The sequence below is a fragment of the Actinomyces israelii genome (assembly GCF_030253495.1).
Classification (GTDB): domain Bacteria; phylum Actinomycetota; class Actinomycetes; order Actinomycetales; family Actinomycetaceae; genus Actinomyces; species Actinomyces israelii.
Genome location: NZ_CP124548.1, coordinates 1,574,239 through 1,591,106, shown reverse-complemented (window position 1 = coordinate 1,591,106; position 16,868 = coordinate 1,574,239). Strand labels below are relative to the sequence as shown.

Genomic DNA, 16,868 nt, shown 5'->3' with positions numbered 1-16,868 from the left:
GAAAGGAAGACACAACCGTGAAGCTCGCCTTCGGATGCGACCCCAACGCCCAGGAGCTCAAGACCGTCCTCATCCGGGAGGCCCAGAACCTGGGTCACGAGGTCGTCGACTACCCCTCGGATGACCCCATCTACGCCAACGTCGCCATTGCCGTGGCCTCCGACGTCGCCGTCGGCAGGGCAGACCGCGGCGTCCTCGTGTGCGGAACCGGCATCGGGGTGTCCATCGCCGCCAACAAGGTCCCCGGCGCCTACTGCGCCTGCGTGGCCGACGTCTACCAGGCCCAGCGCGCCACCTTGTCCAACAACGCCAACATCATCGCCATGGGCTCCCTGGTCCTGGGAGCGGAGACCGCCAAGCTGTGCCTGCGCGAGTACCTCGCCAACACCTTCGATCCCGGCAGCCGCTCCGGCCCCAAGGTCGACCGCATCCGCGAGTACGAGAGCACGGCGCACGGCTGAGGGCCCCGAGGGCTCCCGGCCCGCGGCGGAGGAGGCCGCGAAGCAGGCCGAGGGCGGCGCCCGCCTCAGCCTCGACGCCGGTTGGCGGCCGCCATGGCGCGCGCGGCGTCGCGCCTGTCCTGGGCCTCCCGCAGAGCCTGGCGCTTGTCCCAGTCCTGCTTCCCCCGGGCCAGGGCGATCTCGAGCTTGGCCCGCCCGCCGACGAAGTACAGCTCCAGGGGCACGATCGTGTAGCCCTTGGCCCGGACCCTCTGAGCGAGCCTGTCGAGCTGGGTCCGGTGGAGCAGCAGCTTGCGCTTGCGGCGCGGGGCGTGGTTGTTCCACGTGCCCTGGAGGTACTCGGGGATGTGCGCCCCCTGGAGCCAGGCCTCGCCGCGACGATCGATCTCGATCCACGCCTCCGTCAGGGAGGCCCGCCCCATCCGCAGTGCCTTGACCTCGGTGCCCGTCAGCACGAGCCCCGCCTCGTAGCGGTCCTCGACGAAGTAGTCGTGAGTCGCCTTCTTGTTGCGGGCGATCGTCTTGTGGGCGTCGGAGGCGGCCTTGGCGCGCTGACCCGGCGTGGGCTTCTTGCGCGCCTCGGGCTTCCTGGCCATGAGAGTCCCCTTCCGGTCGGTGCTGAGCGCGTCACCAGGCCGGCGGGCGCGATGCCCCAGCCTACGCGGCCGGCGGGCGGCGTCAACCTGCGCGCCGCAGCAGGCGCGACCGGGCGCAGACGGCCGCCGACCGGGTCGCGGTCAGAATCCGGGCAGGGTCATCGGGTCGATGTACACGCCGTCCTGCGCCACCTGGAAGTGGACGTGGGGCCCGGTCGCGTAGCCCGTGGAGCCGGTGTACCCGACGAGGTCGCCGCGGTTGACCTGCTGTCCGTCGGCGATGGCCCGCCCGGACAGGTGGCACAGGGTGATGACATAGGAGTGCCCGTCGATGTAGCCGGCGTTGATGTCGATCCCGATGCCGCACGAGGCGGAGTCCCAGTAGGTGGCGACACCCGAGGCCGCGGCATACTGGGGCGCGCCGTCGGCCGCGGCGAAGTCGGTGCCCTGGTGGCCCGTGCCCACGCCGGTGACGGGGTGGACGCGGTAGCCGAAGGGGGAGGTCACGCTCAACGGCCCGCTGATGGGGTGGCCGATATAGCCCTCGCCCAGCGAGTCCGCCCCGATCGAGTCGGAGGACACCCCGGTGTCCTGCCCGCTGTCGTAGGCGGCCCGGTTGGCCGCGTCGATCTCCGCGACGCGCTTGGCGGCGGCGTCCGCATCGGCCGCGGCCTGCTCCTGCTGCTTCTCCAGGTCCTGCTTCTGAGTCTCGAGGTTGGACGCCGCCGTCTCCTTGTCGGTCTTCAGGGTCGCGACCTCGTTGCGCTTGTCCACGGCCTCGTCACGGGCGGTCCGGGCCTCCTCCGCCGCCGTGTCGGCCTCATCCTTCATGGTGGCCACGCGTTCGGTCGCGGCGTCCTGGCGGGCCTTGCGGTTGGCGTCCCGGGCGCGCTCAGCCTCGGCGGAGGCCAGGACCGTCTCCTGGATGGAGGCGGCGATCTCCATGGAGGAGGCCCTCTGGGTGAGGTCGTCAACCGTGTCGGAGGACAGCACGTAGGACCACGAGCTCACGGTGCTGTCGCCCTGGTAGGTCGAGACGACCAGGTCCGCCACGGAGACGCTGCTCTCCGAGGCCGTGGCCTCCGAGGCCGTGGCCTCCTCGGACACGGTGTCCAGATCGGCCTCGGCGACGTCGAGGCGGTCGGAGGCGATCTGCTGCTCGCGCTCCTTCTCGGCCAGCGTGTCCTCAGCCGTTGCCAGGTCGTCCTCCGCGGTGGTCAGCGCGGTCTGAGCGTTCTGCAGATCGATGTAGGCCTGGCCGAGCTCGGCGGAGACGCCCTCGAGTGAGGCGGCAAGCTCGTCCTGCCGCTGCTGGGCGTCTTCCTGCTGGTCGACGGCGTCGGAGCGGTCGTCCGCACGCGCCGTCATTCCCAGTGGCACCACCGTCAACGCGATCGCCGTGAGGACCCCGATCAGGCGGCGGTGGGCGGCAGGGGCCCGATGTCGCACCGGCCCGGTGAGTCTGCTCGGTTCGGCGAGTGGCACCCGAACCCCGCTGAGAGGACGGAAGAGCATCATGATCAGACCCTTGTGTACTTCGACAGGGAGAATGAGGAGGAGACGGCCGCCAGGACGACCGCGGCCAGCAGGAGCCAGGGCGCCAGGACCAGGACGTGCCGGGAGGAGATGAAGGCCGTGTTGATGAAGGTCAGCGACTGCGCCAGCCAGCCGTCGACGATGTAGTGCACGCCGACCCACAGCGAGCCGACGGCGGCCAGAGCCCCGATGAGTGCGGCGATGGCCCCCTCCAGTATGAAGGGCAGCTGGATGAAGAGGTTGGAGGCACCGACCAGCCGCATGATCTCCGTCTCCTTGGAGCGGCTCATCGCCGACAGGCGAATGGTGGTGGAGATCAGGAGGACGGCGGCCACGGCCATGATCGCGGCCAGGCCCCCGGTGATCCACGAGGCGCGGTTCATCACCAGGAAGAACGTCTCGAGAGTCTTGCGCTGGTCGACCACGCGCTGGACGCCGTCGCGGCCGGTGAGCTGCTCGGCGACGACCTGGTACTTCTCGGCGTCGATCAGCTTGATGCGGAAGGAGACCGGCATCATCTCCTCCGTGGCGCTGCGGCCGATGTCACGGTCGCCGTAGACCTCCTTGAACTTGGCATAGGCCTCCGCCTTGGACTCGAAGGTGTAGCTCTTGACGTAGGGCCGGAGGGTGTTGGAGTTGATGAAGGCCTCGACGGCGTCGATCTGCTCCTGGGTGGCCTCGCCCCCAGGGCAGCTGGTCCCGGAGGAGGCGGCTCCGGAGGAGGCCGGGCACATGTAGACACTGACCTCGACCTTGTCGTACCAACTCCCCTTCATCGTGGAGATCTGCTGCTGCAGCAGGGCGGAGGCGCCCACGAACAGCAGGGAGACGAAGGCGACCAGTATGACCGAGACGGTCATGGCGAGGTTGCGGGTCAGACCCTTGAAGGTCTCGGACAGGATGAAGCGGAAGCGCATGGGTACCTCTTCTCTCAGCGGTCCGAGCCGTAGACGCCGCGGGCCTGGTCGCGCACGACCTCGCCCGCCTTGAGCTCGATGACGCGCTTGCGCATCTGGTCGACGATCTCGTCGTCGTGGGTGGCCATGACCACGGTGGTGCCCTGCCGGTTGATGCGGTCGAGCAGACGCATGATGCCCACCGACGTCGAGGGGTCGAGGTTGCCGGTCGGCTCGTCGGCCATGAGCAGCTTGGGACGGTTGACCATGGCCCGGGCGATGGCGACGCGCTGCTGCTCGCCGCCGGACAGCTCGTGCGGGAGCCGTTCCTCCTTGTCGTCCAGCCCGACGAGCTCGAGGGCCTCCGGCACCGCCGAGAGGATGTAGTGGCGCGGCTTGCCGATGACCTGCGAGGCGATGGCGACGTTCTCGAAGACGGACTTGTTCTCCAGGAGGCGGAAGTCCTGGAAGACGAAGCCGATCTCCTGGCGCAGCTTGGGGACCTTCCAGCTGGAGATCTGGGACAGGTCGCGCCCCAGCACGTGGATGGAGCCCGAGGTGGGCCGCTCCTCGCGCAGGGTCAGCCGCAGGAAGGTCGACTTCCCGGAGCCCGAGGCGCCCACGAGGAAGACGAACTCGTCCTTCTTGACCTTGATCGAGACGTCGTCGAGCGCCGGGCGGGCACCCCGGTTGTAGACCTTGGAGACATGGTCGAATCGAATCATCGAGTGGCTGCTTCCTGGCGTGCGAGGGCGTGGTCCGCCCATTCGCGGTCACGGTATCCAGTGCGGGCCGAAATCCCCGGCGTGACACGCGGACCGTGACTGTGGCGCGACCCGCTAGCGTGTGAGCCGTGCTCGACAGGCAGTCTCCACCGGCCCTCAGCGACGTCGTCGACGTCGGCTCGTGGGCGAGGTTCTCCCCGTCCCTGGCCGTCTTCATCGAGGAGCAGGTGTGCCGACGCCGCCTGCCCGCCGGCCCCGAGGGAGGGCTGACGGTGATGCTGACCGCGCCCGCGCCGGCGGTCGCCGACCAGGACCTGGCCGAGCGCGGCGGGGGCCTGCGGTCGCTGTGGCGCAGGCGGCCGCCGCGCACGGCCTCCCCGGATGCGCCCGGAGTCGTCCTGACGGGCGGGCACGACGGCGTGGAGGTGGCGCTGCCCGTGCTCGACGCCGCGGGACGGGTGCTGCTGGGCGACAGCGCCTGCGCCCAGCTGGCGCTCCTGGGGTGGGGCCGGCGCGAGGACCGGCTCACGCGCCTCGTACAGGACGGCGGTGCGGCGGCCGAGGTCGTCACCCGGGTGCTCATCGAGGTGCTGCGCGTCGCCCACCCGGCGGACCTGGACTGGCTGGTGGCGGAGCGGGGATGAGACGGTTCCTCGTCCAGACCCGTCCTCACACGAGTGCCTCCTCGCGGACCGTGTAGGACAGCGGATCGGCCGTCGGTCCCTGCTGGTCGGGGAGCTCTCCCGGCGGCGTCTCCCAGTGGGCGTCGCTCAGAGGAGTCTGCGGCTCCTGCATGCCGACGGCGGCGGGCGCCTCCTGCGGCTCGGGCGCGGCAGGCGCGGCATCCGCCGAGGCCCCGGAGGGCGCCGACCCGGCCGAGGTGGTCGCGTCCTCTCCCTCGACTGCCTGGACCGTGTGGGAGACCCTCATGAAGCGCGACTCGCCCCAGGTCAGGTCCGGCCCGCCGCAGGAGACGGTCAGGACATTGGTCAGCTGCTGCCCGCGGTCGTTCTCCCACGTGTCCTGGGAGAAGCGGCCGACCAGGACGACGGGGTCGCCCTTGTGCAGGCTGCGTGCGAGATTCTCGGCGAGGTAGCCCCACGCCTTGGCGGTGAACCAGATGGTCGGCCCCTCCCGCCAGACATCCGCGACGCGGAAGGACGGGGCGGTGGCCACGCGGAAGTAGCAGAAGAGGCGCCCGGAGGACGTGCGCGACACAACGGGGTTGGTACCCAGGGAACCCTGGACGACAAGATCGAGCTGACGGCTCATGGTGTGCTCCTAGCGAGAAACCGATGGGAAGTGGGGGCCGGCACCGTGCCGGCCCCCTCCACGGTCGCGCCGGAGGGCGGGCTCGCGCCACCGGCCCGGTTGAGCCCTGTGGACTGCTCCCGCGCGAACCGCCTCTGTGGAGCCCCGCACGGTCCCGATCCGCGACGCCTGCGAGGGCCCCGCTGAGACGAGGCGGACGGCTCGCCGGTCCTGGGGACGGCTGGGAGCGCTAGGAGTGGGTTCTGATCCCCAGAGCCTCCTGAAGCTGGCGGTGACGGCCGAGCACGCCGTCGGCCGGGGCGGTCAGGCCGCGGGCAACCACCGAGGAGACGCGCTTGCGCACCTGGGCGCCATAGCTCTCGGCCTCCTTGCGCGCACGCGAACGACGCACGAGTCTGGCCACCATGGCGCCAATCATGCCGAGAACGAGCACCACGGCGGGCAGGACCACCACGCCGCCGCCTGCCGCCACGGCGATGCCCCAGGCCAGGCCGATGAGCGCGGCCAGGAGTCCTCCCCACCAGGCCAGCTCGATGACCGGTGCGCGGTGGCCCGGCAGTGCGACCGAGCCGACGGCCTCGGCCGTCTGGGCGGCCAGGGCCTCGGGCGTGGCCACGGCACTCTCGACGCTGCGCAGCCACACCGGCGGCAGTCCGTCGGTCACCTGCTGCAGCCAGGTGGTGCGGGTCGCGGCGACCGCCGTCCTGGAGGGCGGCTCGGGACGCGCCAGGGCGCGCGGCAGGGCGCGGGCCAGGCCCGTGCGCACGGAGTCCTCGACGGCCTGCGCCCCCGAGGCGCGGATGAGGGACTCGGCGGCGCTCTGGGCGCCCGCCGGGTCGAGCACGATCTCCCGGTGCGCCGCGGTCGGGCGCAACCTGGCGGTGATGGCGTCGAGCTCGGCCGAGGCGGTGCGGGCCGCGTTGGACTCCTGCGCCACGCGGTCGCACAGGATCTCACGGACCTTGCCCAGATTGTCTCCGCGCACGGCGGAGACCGGCAGGACCTGGACGTCCTGGAGGCCGTCGGCGATGAGCAGGTCGTGCACGTCCTTCAGGAGGGTCTCGGCGCCGCCGGCGGGCAGGGTGTCGACCTGGTTGACCAGGACCAGCATGTCCTCCTGGCGAGCGCCCAGTCCGCGCAGGTAGCCCTCATGAAGCGCGGCGTCGGCGTACTTCTGGGGGTCGACGACCCACACGAGGATGTCGGTCAGCGGCACGAGGCGGTCGACCTGCAGGGCGTGCGCGGTGGTCACCGAGTCGTAGTCGGGCACGTCGAGCAGGACCAGCCCCGCGAGCTCGTCCTGGTCCGAGGCGTCCAGGAGGGACTCCCGGCGGATACGCCGCTCGCCGCCCACCCCCAGGAAGTCCAGGAGGGCGCTGGCGTCATCGCCCCAGGAGCAGGCGGCGGCCTGAGAGGTGGTGGGGCGGCGGGCGCCGACGTCGGCGAACTGCAGCTGGGTCAGGGCGTTGAACAGGGAGGACTTGCCCGAGCCGGTGCCGCCGAACAGGGCCACGACGGTGTGGTCCACGCCCAGCGCAAGGCGCTCGCCGACCTCATCGAGAGACTCCCGGGCCGGGATCGCCAGTGAGGCGGGCACCTCCGTGGGGCAGGTGTCGAGGGCGGCCCGCAGGCGGTTCAGGCGAGCCTCAAGGTGGACGGCGTCGAGGGGCTCGGCGCGGGGGACGAATGGTTCCTGAGTCATGCGGAGGCTCCGGGGCGGGTGAAGGGGATGAGCTCACCGGCGCGCAGGCGCAGGGCCGCGGCCAAGGAGTGGGCGGGGGCGAGCGAGCGAGCGGCGCCCGCGGGCACAATGGTGGCAAGCTCGGCGGCCAGTGCCTGGACCAGGGCGTGACGAGCCTGGGTTGCGGCCTCGGCCAGGCCCAGGTTGCGGGCGGCCCCGACGGCGCCGTCGACCCCGACGGCGGCGGCGACGAGCAGGTGTCCGACACCCTCGGCGTTCATTCCCTTGGGCAGGACGTCGGGCACGAGCCGCTCGCGGACCTGGTCGCGCGCCCACTGGGCCTCGAAATCCTTGTCCTGGATCGTTCCGAGGCGCTGGTGCATGACGGCCTCCGGCACGCCCGCATCGGCCCACAGCTCGCGGGCCTGGCCCGACAGGGAGACCAGGGCCGCCTTGAGCCTGTCGGCGATGACCTCGACGGCGTCGGCGGCCAGGTCCGCCAGCGCCTGGGCGCGGGCCTTGGTGCGGCGTCCGAAGAGGCCGGCGCGGAGGCGGCGCCCCGGCTCGAGTCCTGCCATGGAGGCCAGTGGTCCACCGGCGGAGGCCAGGGCGAGCCAGCGGGTGGCGGGCGCCCCCTGCCCCCAGGCGCCCGCGTCGATCTCGGCTCGCATGCCCGCCACAGGCGCCGCGAGCAGGGCCTGGGTGGCGTTCTCGAGCCGGGTGGCGGCGTCGTCCTGGGCGTCAACGTCGTCGGCCAGCTGGTTGAGATCCGACCGCAGGCTCGTCCAGGTGCTGTGCCCGGTGCGGCGCACCAGGCCGGCGGCGCGGTGGCGGCCCGCCAGCAGAGTCATCCAGTCGCGCAGCGGCGCGACCGAGCTCTCCGGCAGCAGGCCCTCGTGGGGTCCGGCGTCGGGGACGACGAAGAAGGGGGACTCGGCCAGCCCCAGCCCCTCCAGGCGCGTCACCAGGTCGCGGCGCACCTCCGGCAGGATCCGGGCGGGGACCCGGTTGAGCACGACGCCGATGGGGGTGCGCCGTCCCGCAGCGTCCTCCAGGGACGCCCAGGGGGTGTGGTCGCCGTAGCGCGCGGCGGTGGTGATGAAGAGCCACAGGTCGGCCGCCTCCTGGAGGCGCAGCGCCAGGGCCCGGTTGGCCTCGTGCACGGAGTCGAGGTCGGAGGCGTCCACGAGGGCCAGGCCCGCGGGCACGGTCTTGGAGAAGACGTTGCGGCACACCTGCGCCAGAGGGTGCTCGGCGAAGGCCTCGCCGTCCTCCGGGTTCATGACCAGGACGGGCGTGCGCGTCGTGGGGCGCAGGACCCCGGCCTCGGAGAGCTCGGAGCCCAGGATGGAGTTGACCAGCGTGGACTTACCGGCGCCGGTCGACCCGCCCACGACGACGACGGCGGGCAGGTCGGCGTCCGCCAGACGAGGCAGCACGTGGTCGCGGACCTGGCCGATGAGGCTGGTGCGCAGGCGGCGAGCGTCGGCGACGCCGTCTGCGTCCAGCATGAGCTCGAGCCGTTCCAGGTCCCCCACGGTGTCGGTCAGGACGTCAATGAGCTGGGCGCGGCTGAGCGCCGAGACAGGAACGTCCTGCCCGGAGGGAAGTAGGGGCGTGGGTGCGGCCATGGGGCCAACTTTAGGGCCGCGGGCGGGGGTCATGCGACATTCTTGTCAGACCGGTCCGGGTGGCGGGGCCGGGGCCGGCCCCGCCACCCGCGTCGGGCTGTGTCAGCGGCGTCCTCGGCGGGCCAGGCCGATGTAGCAGGCGATCATGCAGACCAGGCCGATGAGCGTGAGGAACCCGTAGTCGGTCAGCCACTGGCCGGCGTTGTGGTTCCACAGGGCATCGTGGCGGTGGGGCACAATCGTGTTCATATCGATGGTGGAGGAGGCCATGGCGTAGCCCCAGCGCGCGGGCATGAGCCAGGACAGCTGCTCGAACACGGCCCGCCCAGCGACCGGGACCACGCCGCCGGCCAGGACCAGCTGGCCCATGATCGAGACCACCAGCACCGGCATGACCTGCTCGGAGGAGGACACGAACGCCGAGACCGCCAGCCCCAGCAGGCCCGAGGCGAAGGCCACCGCCCAGCAGCACACCGCCAGCTCCAGGCCCGGGCTGCCCAGCAGCACCGCACCGGAGGGATGCTTGTTCAGCGCCAGGGCGATCCCCATCATCAGCACCGTCTGCACCGTGACGATCAGCCCCAGCACAATCATCTTCGCCACCAGGTAGGCGCCCGCGCGCAGCCCCACCGCCTTCTCCCGCAGGAACACGTCCCGCTCCCCCACCAGCTCACGAATCGTCGCCGCCATGCCGGCGAAGGCCGCACCCGTGATGAGGATCACGAGAAGTTCGAGCGCCTGCGTCGAGCGGACGACGCAGGGATTGTCGGGAGTGGGCTCGGGCAGGTCGGGTATGGCGAAGCCGTTCTCGCCGGATATGACTTTGGTGAGCAGGCCCATGATGACGGGCAGGACGAGCATGAAGGCGAGGTAGGAGGGGTCGGCGGCGATGATGCGCGCGTGGCGGCGCACCAGGGTGGAGACCTGCCGGGCGGCGGACTGCTGGGGGGCCTTGGGGCGGGAGGCCGACAGCGCGGTGGGGATGCGCCGCCCGTCCCCGCGCCGCGTGGAGGGCTCGACCGCCTCCAGGTGGGCGCGCAGCACGTCGGTGTGGTTGCGGATCAGCGCGTACACGTCGGCGAACCCCTCGATCTGCCCGGGGTCGGGGAACCCGCCCCGCGGCGCGCGCACCACCAGCTGCCCGGCGGCCCGCAGCTCGGCCAGGCGCTCGCGGAAGTAGGGGACCACCAGGCGCGGGGAGCCGAAGTACACCGGCCTGCCCCCCGCCGCCAGGATCAGCACCTTGTCCGCCCGGTCGATGTGGTTCTCGTTGTGGGTCACCACCATCACCGTGCGCCCCGTGTCGCCCGGACGCGTCCCGTGCGCCAGGGTCGCCAGCAGCTCCATCACGTCGCGGTCCAGCTGCGGGTCCAGCCCCGAGGTCGGCTCGTCCAGGAACAGCAGGCTCGGGCGGGTCAGCAGCTCGATCGCCGTGGAGACCCGCTTGCGCTGGCCCCCCGAGAGCCTCTTGACCCGCTTGCCCACGTGCTCGCTCAGGTCCAGGTCCTCCAGCACCTCGTCGATGCGCCCGCGCCGCTCCGCCCGGGACACGTCCTTGGCGAAGCGCAGCTCGGCGGCGTACTCCAGGGTCTGCCGCACCGTCAGCGCCGAGTGGATCACGTCGTTCTGCGGCACCACGCCGATCTTGTTGCGCATCACCGGATAGTGCTCGTAGACGTCCAGCCCGTCGAACAGCACCTGCCCCGCCTGCGCCTTCTGCTCACCGGTCAGCGCCTTGAGCAGCGTCGACTTGCCCGCCCCCGAGGGACCCACCACCGCCAGCAGCTCATTGCCCGGCAGCTTGAACGAGACCCCGTCCAGCAGACGCAGCCTGCCATCATTGACACTGAACGTCAGATCCTTACCCACCAGCTCACCGCCGCCACCGCCGACCTTGAGGGCGCAGGTGCCGTCGGGACTGATCTCGATGAAGGTCGAGCCCATGCCGAACACCGTCGGCCTGGTGACCGTGTAGGTCTGGACGCGCTGGTGGCCCAGCAGAATGCCGTTGCGCGACCCGAGATCCGTGACGACCGCGCCCTGCGGGGTCACGTCCACGCGCGCGTGCCGCCCCGACATCGTGGGATCGTTAATGGTGAAGGAGTTGTCCGGACGCCGACCGATCGTCCCCGACCCACTGATCGTGACGCGGGTGACCTGGGGCGGCTGAGCGGGGGCCGGACCGCCCGGCGCGGGCCCTCTCCCGGCCGCGGATCCATAGCCGACGGCCATGGTCGCACCAACCTCTGCCGAGGAGCCCGACGGCGCCGAGCCATAACCGGGCGCCTGGAGGCCGTAGCCCGTCGGCTGGGCATGACGGCCGGCGGCAGCGCCGTCTGCGGGCGGAAGGACGGTGGGCGCGTTCGCAGGCGCGGCGCCAGGCCCTGTCGCCGCGCCCGGCGCCGGAGCGGGGCGAGGCGCTGCGCCGGGCGTCATCGGCCTGACCGGAGAGGGGCCTCCGGCCGGGGCCTGAGTAGGAATGAGGTCCAGGCCCGGGCCCGAGCCGTCGGCGAGATGGATGCGTGTCGGAGACGTGATGAGCGCCTGCGGGATCTTCCGCCCACCGACCACCATCCCGTTGTCGGACAGGCTCTCCACGAGCCATCCCTGAGGCGTCGGCAAGATGCGCAGGTGACGGCGCGAGACGATCGAGGAGTTGGAGATGACAACGTCGCACTCCGGCAGACGCCCCACGGTGAAAGGCGCGGTGAAGACCTGCGGCTGGACGTAGGCGGGTGCCGCGGACGGTCGCACGGCTAACGCGAGATGGGGCACGGGAGTCCTTTCGGCGATGATATGAGCGCTCAGCGTCGAGGCTGGCCGCCACGATACCGGCGCTGAACACTCCGGTGGAACTCTGCGCCGCGTTGCCGATGGGGACAAGTGCCCTTGATGCCGTAGTCTGAGCCCACCAGCCTCCGTAGCTCAATGGATAGAGCACCGGCCTTCTAATCCGATGGTTGCAGGTTCGAGTCCTGTCGGGGGCACCAGTGAAACACCGGGATTCCGCCGGAAGGTCCCGGCGGGCCGGGGCGCCGGGGCGCCTATATCCTCCATGTCCGCTACGCTATGGCTGCACTGATGGCTGCACCTCGGGGGGCTGGCGTGGCGCGCGGCAAGGGCGAGGGCACGGTCTACTGGGACGAGCCCGTGGGCCTGTGGGCGGCGGCGGTCGCCCCGCCCCCGGACCCGGTGACTGGTCGTCGTCGGCGCAAGGTGGTCCGGGCCCGTACCCGGGCCGAGGTCGTGCGCCGTGTGCGCCAGGTGCAGGTGGAGGTGGCGCGCACCGGGGACGTCCCCACGGGGCGGGCGCTGAGCGTGGCCGGCTGGCTGGAGCGGTGGTTGGAGCAGGACGTCGCTCCGGTCCGCAAGCCGTCCACCACCGGCGACTACCGCAGCGCCGTCCGCGTCCACATCGTGCCGGCCATCGGCCGACGCCGCCTGGACCGCCTGACGCCCGACGACGTCCGGGCGGTCCACCGGGCGGTCCTGGGCGGTGGACCTTGACGACGACGGCCGCCAAGGTCCACCGCTGCGCCACCCAGGCGCCCAGCGGGGCGTGGCCGTGCGGGCGGCGTCGTGGTGCGGACTGCCCCAGCCGGCACGCGCCCGTGCCGGCGCACCTGGAGGCCGAGCGGGTCCACGGCGGCCTGTGGCTGCTGCGCTCCAAGACGGCCGGGTCGCACCGCTCCCCGGGCCTGCCCGCCGTCCTGGCCGAGGCCCTGGCCGAGCACCTCCAGACTTACCATCCGACCCGGTTCCTGTTCGAGGCCTCCCCCGGCGTCCCGCTGGACCCGCGCCGCGACCACGCCGCCTGGCACGCCGCGCTCGCCGAGGAGGGGCTGCCGCCGATGCGCCTGCACTCCGCCCGGCACACCACCGCCACGCTCCTGCTCGAGGCCGGGGTGCCCCAGCGCCTCATCCAGGAGATCCTCGGTCAGCCCCAGGCCCTGACCACCGCCCGCTACCAGCACCCCTCCCTGCCGCTCCAGGCAGCGGCACTGGCTCAGGCCACCAGCGCGCTGACCCTCAGCACCAGCCCTCTCGCCCGCCCCGACCCTGGCCCGGTATAAGTCCTGGAATGAAAAACGGCGATCCGCGTACCCGTTCGAGGGGCTGTGCCGTGTCGGTGCGGCCCCGTACCACGGGGGTGCCGGTTCCCCTCGCGCGCGGCTGACGCCTAGGATGATGTCATCATGAGTACGCGTAAGGAGGTCACTAATGATGACGACGATGTCAGCAGCAGTGATGTCGGGGGCTCGTCGGGGGGCTCGCCTGGGGGTGAGGCCGACAACAGCCAGCTACAGGCGCCTGCGCACGACTCCTCAGCACGACGTGACGACGGCGGCCTGGTCGGCGGTTGGCAAGGCCATTCGCCAGGTGATGAGCCAGAGACAGCGCTCGCGGAGATCCGGCACGTTGTAGAGCGGCAGGCCTACCAGGGGCCGCTTCCTCATCCACAGGACTTCGCTGGCTTCGAGGAGGTGCTGCCTGGCGCTGCGGACCGGATCCTGAGCATGGCCGAGAAGCGACAGCAGGCGGAGATCGACCAGCGCATAATGACGTCGCGTGCTGAGGCTCGCGCTTTTGTGGGCGCCGCCTGGGCGGTGTCTTTCTTCCCGTGGGCTCTCACCCTGCTGACAGCGGGGCTGCTGGCCGCTGGACAGACCATACCCGCGACGGCAGCCGGGATCGCAGCAGCCCTCGCTGCGGTCCGCAGATCATCGCAGCGGCACGCCCCAAGCGCAACGAGGAGTAACTCGTCCTGGCTGACCTCACCCGGTCTAGGACTCGACATAAAACAGCGATCCGCACAGAAACAGGGGCCCGCACCATCACGGTGCAGGCCCCCGCCCTGTCATTGCGCGCTCGCGGCTGACCCGGGCGTCTGCCCGATGGTCTGACCGCAGGCGTCAGCTGCTGGGCAGGTCCTTCCCGGTGCCGGCCCGGTAGAGCTCGGCGGCGCTCGATCACGCCACGACCTCCTTGGTCACCCCGCTCATCCGTAGTCCTTTCTCGTGGCCCAGGCGGCGAAGGCTCCGTCGCCGCCGTTGCCGTGCCGTACGAACTGGCTGTGCTGGCGGACGAGCTTGTGGATGGCGGCGCGGTGCTTGTCCATGACGTACAGGGAGACCCTGTTGCCGTTCGTGAACGTCCACCCCTTTTCGCTCAGCTGGGCGGAGATGTCCATGACGGTGGAGCTGACGGACTCCTGCCCCTTCGGCGATTCAGTCCTGGTCAGGGTGGTGGCAGGCGCGGACGGCTCCCCCTTGGACGGGAGACCGTGGTCCTTCCTGGCCACCCAGGCGGCGAAGCTCTGAGCGTCGTCCATGGACCCGAAGGCCCATGCGCGCTCCTCCTTGCCCCGCCGGCGTACGACGACGGGGACCACCAGGGAGTGTGGTTTGACCTCGCGGAGCCGGCGGTGGGCCAGCTCCTTCCACTCCAGCGAGAGGTAGGCGACCGCGGACCCCTGGACGCGTACCTGGACGGCCCTGGCGTCGTACTTGTTCTTGGGCTCGGGGGCGCCCTCGCCCCAGGCGGCCAGGACGCCGTCCCTGCCGTCCGGGGCGAGGGCGCCGTACAGGCTGACGATCCTGCGGATGACAGGACGGTGCTTGTCCATGACATACAGGGAGAGCCTCCCGTCCTTCACGTAGGGCCAGTCCCCCCTGCGCAGATGGGGGGAGATGTCCAGGACGGCGGCGCCGCCTGGCGGGTCGCCGCGCCTCTCCTCGGGTACGGACCTGGGCCACACGGGGATCCTCTGGGTCCGGAGCCTGCGCCCCTGCCAGGCGAGCCAGGCACCCACCGCGAGGAGGACGACGCCCACGGGAGGGACCAGGAGCCGGCCCGTGGCGTAGCGGTGGGAGCCCCTCCACCGGGCTCCCAGCGGGAGCTGCTCATGGCCGGGCACGGACACGGGCGCGTCAGGCTGCGGGGAGGTCATGGCGTCCTCACAGGATGCATAGGGGCGGAGGCGAGCACATGATAGTCGCCTCTCTCACACTTGTGCGACGACAGTCACCATTTGGGTGCGGCTTTGGAAGACGATCTCGACGGGGTACCCGCCGACCTGTCGCTCTTCTCATCTCCGCCCGATAAACTTACAGGGATGGCCGCACCAGTGGCTACACTCGGCCAGCGTGAACCGACAGATGACGACCGCTGACCCGTTGGTGTGGATCGACTGCGAGATGACCGGCCTCGACCTGGGCGCCGACGCGCTCATTGAGGTGGCAGTCATCGTCACCGACTACGACCTGAAGCCCCTCGGAAAGGGCATTGACGTGCTCATCAGGCCGCCGGCAGCGGCCTTGGAGCAGATGGGCGACTTTGTGCGCGAGATGCACACATCCTCCGGTCTGCTCGACGAGCTCGGGGAGGGATTGTCCCTGGCCGAGGCTCAGCGCACGGTGGTGGAACACGTCAAATCGCTCGTGCCTGAGCCCCGCACGGCCCAGCTGGCCGGCAACTCGGTCGGCACCGACAAGGCCTTCCTGGTACGAGACATGCCCGAGCTCATCGACTACCTGCACTATCGGATCGTGGACGTGTCTTCGATCAAGGAGCTCGCCAAGCGCTGGTACCCGCGCGTCTTCTTCCACTCCCCCGAGAAGCGCGGAGGTCACCGGGCTCTGGCTGACATCCTGGAGTCGATCGATGAGCTGCGCTACTACCGCAGGCTTCTCTTCCCCCCCGACGAGGGTCCGACGAGCGAGGAGTGCAGGGCCACGGCCGAGGAGATCTCGGCGCACCCGACGTCATTGCTGCTGTGAGCGCCACCGCGGGGCCCGTGTACTGCATCACGCGCTGTCCGACATGCGTGATGTAGTGCACGGAGCCCGGATTGGTGACGGGCACGGACCAACCGCTACAGTAACCCGCATGGTGGCTGTAGCTCAGTAGGCAGAGCGCCTGGTTGTGGTCCAGGAGGTCGCGGGTTCAAACCCCGTCAGCCACCCCGCCCTCGCCCGAAGCCGAAGTATCGGCCGGGCGTCCCCTGTATCAAGTCGGCGCGGGGCCCCGCCGCATGGTCCGCCCTACCTGGAGCTTCTAACCAGTCCGGGCTGGCTCTTTTCTCCACCACCGATCCCGGAATGCTCCCAATGCAACGACGCGATTTCATGCTCATGCTCGCCGCCGGCACAGCCGCGGCCCTGACCTCCTGCTCGGCCAGGGGCGCGGACGGCTCGTCCTCCCCCGCAGCAGACAGTCCGGCGGACTCCTCGTCCCCTGCGCCGAGCCCGACGCCCTCTCCCACGCCGTCGCGCAGCCCCCTGTGGCTTCAGGACGGCCCGCCCTCGCTGCCCGCGCCCGGCGAGCTCGACACCCTCATCACAGGCCTTCCCGACAACGTCGGCAACACGGTGGCGATCACGGTCGACGACGGTGCCGACTCCTCGGTGGTGGACGCCTACCTAGACTTCGCCAAGGACTCGGGCGTGCGCCTGACCTTCTTCGTCACGGCGTCCTACCCCGGCTGGACGGACTGCAAGGACAAGATGAAACCGCTGGTTGACTCCGGACAGGTGCAGCTGGGCAACCACACATGGGACCACCCGGGGCTGACATCGCTGAGCGAGTCGGGGATCATCTCCCAGCTCTCCCAGTGCGAGGACTTCCTGAAGGACACCTACGGCGTCACCGGCACGCCCTTTATCCGACCGCCCTACGGGTACCGCAACGAGTGGACGGACTCGGTGTGCGCCTCACTGGGGTACACGACCTCGACCATGTGGTACGGCTCGTTCGGCGACTCGGGGCTGCTGGACGACGGCGCCCTGCTGGACGCGGCCAGGCAGTGGCTGCTGGCGCAGCACATTGTCATTGGTCACGCCAACTTCCCCACGGTGACGCACCTGTATGGGCAGATCATCGACATCCTGCGGGAGCGCAGCCTGCTGACCGCCACGCTCGACGACGTCTACTTCGGCCCCGGCCACAACCGCCGCGTCTGAGGCACAACGCGCCCGGCCGGCAGTGCGCACCTGACCCGGCGCCGGTCGACGTAGGCTGTCCTTACATCACATGCCAAGTGAACCAAGTGGACCTGGAGGCCCGGTCGGC

Annotated in this window: 16 protein-coding genes and 2 tRNA genes; 9 read left to right on the top strand and 9 right to left on the bottom strand. The window is 70.9% G+C overall.

The genetic code is table 11. The annotated features are described in order from the left end of the window. The first annotated feature begins 17 nt into the window (after positions 1 to 17). Complete coding sequence (locus tag AIF0345_RS06490; RefSeq protein WP_043564733.1) at positions 18 to 461, top strand: RpiB/LacA/LacB family sugar-phosphate isomerase; 444 nt, start codon at positions 18 to 20, stop codon at positions 459 to 461. Between the two features lie 65 nt (positions 462 to 526). Here AIF0345_RS06490 and smpB read toward each other — a convergent pair whose 3' ends face one another. The 4 genes from smpB to ftsE all read right to left on the bottom strand — a co-directional run bounded on the left by smpB (position 527) and on the right by ftsE (position 4,214). Beyond that, positions 527 to 1,057 (bottom strand): SsrA-binding protein SmpB, encoded by a 531-nt coding sequence (gene smpB, locus AIF0345_RS06485; RefSeq protein ID WP_043564731.1) that lies wholly within the window; start codon positions 1,055 to 1,057, stop codon positions 527 to 529. A gap of 141 nt (positions 1,058 to 1,198) precedes the next feature. Next, positions 1,199 to 2,425, bottom strand: coding sequence for a peptidoglycan DD-metalloendopeptidase family protein (locus tag AIF0345_RS06480; RefSeq protein ID WP_404976004.1), 1,227 nt, complete (start codon positions 2,423 to 2,425; stop codon positions 1,199 to 1,201). A 152-nt stretch (positions 2,426 to 2,577) separates the two neighbouring features. Next, complete coding sequence (ftsX, locus tag AIF0345_RS06475; protein WP_268918559.1) at positions 2,578 to 3,510, bottom strand: permease-like cell division protein FtsX; 933 nt, start codon at positions 3,508 to 3,510, stop codon at positions 2,578 to 2,580. A gap of 14 nt (positions 3,511 to 3,524) precedes the next feature. Then, positions 3,525 to 4,214: a cell division ATP-binding protein FtsE gene (gene ftsE, locus AIF0345_RS06470; RefSeq protein WP_043564728.1), complete on the bottom strand. Its 690-nt coding sequence runs from the start codon at positions 4,212 to 4,214 to the stop codon at positions 3,525 to 3,527. A 128-nt stretch (positions 4,215 to 4,342) separates the two neighbouring features. Here ftsE and AIF0345_RS06465 point away from each other — a divergent pair, with 128 nt between their 5' ends. Continuing rightward, complete coding sequence (locus tag AIF0345_RS06465; RefSeq protein WP_043564726.1) at positions 4,343 to 4,858, top strand: hypothetical protein; 516 nt, start codon at positions 4,343 to 4,345, stop codon at positions 4,856 to 4,858. A gap of 25 nt (positions 4,859 to 4,883) precedes the next feature. On the opposite strand, the gene AIF0345_RS06460 is transcribed toward AIF0345_RS06465, so the two are convergent. From AIF0345_RS06460 to AIF0345_RS06445, 4 genes are all read right to left on the bottom strand, one after another. Continuing rightward, the gene (locus tag AIF0345_RS06460; RefSeq protein WP_285297706.1) at positions 4,884 to 5,486 is read right to left on the bottom strand and encodes a single-stranded DNA-binding protein; all 603 of its coding nucleotides are present in this window, start codon (positions 5,484 to 5,486) and stop codon (positions 4,884 to 4,886) included. Between the two features lie 229 nt (positions 5,487 to 5,715). After that, the gene (locus tag AIF0345_RS06455) at positions 5,716 to 7,188 is read right to left on the bottom strand and encodes a GTPase (RefSeq protein WP_043564722.1); all 1,473 of its coding nucleotides are present in this window, start codon (positions 7,186 to 7,188) and stop codon (positions 5,716 to 5,718) included. Beyond that, complete coding sequence (locus AIF0345_RS06450) at positions 7,185 to 8,798, bottom strand: GTPase family protein (protein ID WP_043564721.1); 1,614 nt, start codon at positions 8,796 to 8,798, stop codon at positions 7,185 to 7,187. Before AIF0345_RS06450 ends, AIF0345_RS06455 begins: the two co-directional genes overlap by 4 nt. 102 nt (positions 8,799 to 8,900) lie before the next feature. Continuing rightward, positions 8,901 to 11,573, bottom strand: a complete 2,673-nt coding sequence (locus AIF0345_RS06445) for an ATP-binding cassette domain-containing protein (protein ID WP_285297705.1) — start codon at positions 11,571 to 11,573, stop codon at positions 8,901 to 8,903. A 139-nt stretch (positions 11,574 to 11,712) separates the two neighbouring features. Here AIF0345_RS06445 and AIF0345_RS06440 point away from each other — a divergent pair. From AIF0345_RS06440 to AIF0345_RS16665, 4 genes are all read left to right on the top strand, one after another. Further along, positions 11,713 to 11,788 (top strand) — tRNA-Arg (locus AIF0345_RS06440). A 91-nt stretch (positions 11,789 to 11,879) separates the two neighbouring features. Beyond that, on the top strand, positions 11,880 to 12,305 hold the full coding sequence (locus AIF0345_RS06435) for a tyrosine-type recombinase/integrase (protein ID WP_285297704.1): 426 nt from the start codon (positions 11,880 to 11,882) through the stop codon (positions 12,303 to 12,305). Further along, positions 12,302 to 12,871, top strand: coding sequence for a tyrosine-type recombinase/integrase (locus tag AIF0345_RS06430; RefSeq protein ID WP_285297703.1), 570 nt, complete (start codon positions 12,302 to 12,304; stop codon positions 12,869 to 12,871). The genes AIF0345_RS06435 and AIF0345_RS06430 overlap by 4 nt, the downstream gene beginning before the upstream one ends. A 123-nt stretch (positions 12,872 to 12,994) precedes the next feature. Next, complete coding sequence (locus tag AIF0345_RS16665; protein ID WP_353962065.1) at positions 12,995 to 13,702, top strand: DUF2335 domain-containing protein; 708 nt, start codon at positions 12,995 to 12,997, stop codon at positions 13,700 to 13,702. 95 nt (positions 13,703 to 13,797) lie between these two features. Here the strand turns inward: AIF0345_RS16665 and AIF0345_RS06425 are convergent, their stop codons facing one another. Further along, positions 13,798 to 14,748 (bottom strand): hypothetical protein, encoded by a 951-nt coding sequence (locus AIF0345_RS06425; protein ID WP_285297702.1) that lies wholly within the window; start codon positions 14,746 to 14,748, stop codon positions 13,798 to 13,800. 208 nt (positions 14,749 to 14,956) lie between these two features. Here AIF0345_RS06425 and orn point away from each other — a divergent pair, with 208 nt between their 5' ends. The 3 genes from orn (at position 14,957) to AIF0345_RS06410 (ending at position 16,759) form a co-directional block, all read left to right on the top strand. Further along, positions 14,957 to 15,577, top strand: coding sequence for an oligoribonuclease (gene orn / locus AIF0345_RS06420; RefSeq protein WP_268918287.1), 621 nt, complete (start codon positions 14,957 to 14,959; stop codon positions 15,575 to 15,577). Positions 15,578 to 15,689: 112 nt separating this feature from the next. Then, positions 15,690 to 15,762: transfer RNA gene (locus AIF0345_RS06415), tRNA-His, on the top strand. Between the two features lie 145 nt (positions 15,763 to 15,907). Further along, positions 15,908 to 16,759, top strand: a complete 852-nt coding sequence (locus AIF0345_RS06410; protein WP_285297701.1) for a polysaccharide deacetylase family protein — start codon at positions 15,908 to 15,910, stop codon at positions 16,757 to 16,759. The last annotated feature ends 109 nt before the right edge of the window (positions 16,760 to 16,868 follow it).

Coding starts and splice junctions, on each gene's coding strand:
- AIF0345_RS06480 (WP_404976004.1), bottom strand. CDS start 2,425: ATGACGGCGCGTGCGGACGACCGCTCCGACGCCGTCGACCAGCAGGAA.
- AIF0345_RS06450 (WP_043564721.1), bottom strand. CDS start 8,798: ATGGCCGCACCCACGCCCCTACTTCCCTCCGGGCAGGACGTTCCTGTC.
- AIF0345_RS06410 (WP_285297701.1), top strand. CDS start 15,908: ATGCAACGACGCGATTTCATGCTCATGCTCGCCGCCGGCACAGCCGCG.
- AIF0345_RS06455 (WP_043564722.1), bottom strand. CDS start 7,188: ATGACTCAGGAACCATTCGTCCCCCGCGCCGAGCCCCTCGACGCCGTC.
- AIF0345_RS06435 (WP_285297704.1), top strand. CDS start 11,880: ATGGCTGCACCTCGGGGGGCTGGCGTGGCGCGCGGCAAGGGCGAGGGC.
- orn (WP_268918287.1), top strand. CDS start 14,957: ATGACGACCGCTGACCCGTTGGTGTGGATCGACTGCGAGATGACCGGC.
- AIF0345_RS06425 (WP_285297702.1), bottom strand. CDS start 14,748: ATGACCTCCCCGCAGCCTGACGCGCCCGTGTCCGTGCCCGGCCATGAG.
- smpB (WP_043564731.1), bottom strand. CDS start 1,057: ATGGCCAGGAAGCCCGAGGCGCGCAAGAAGCCCACGCCGGGTCAGCGC.
- ftsX (WP_268918559.1), bottom strand. CDS start 3,510: ATGCGCTTCCGCTTCATCCTGTCCGAGACCTTCAAGGGTCTGACCCGC.
- ftsE (WP_043564728.1), bottom strand. CDS start 4,214: ATGATTCGATTCGACCATGTCTCCAAGGTCTACAACCGGGGTGCCCGC.
- AIF0345_RS16665 (WP_353962065.1), top strand. CDS start 12,995: ATGAGTACGCGTAAGGAGGTCACTAATGATGACGACGATGTCAGCAGC.
- AIF0345_RS06460 (WP_285297706.1), bottom strand. CDS start 5,486: ATGAGCCGTCAGCTCGATCTTGTCGTCCAGGGTTCCCTGGGTACCAAC.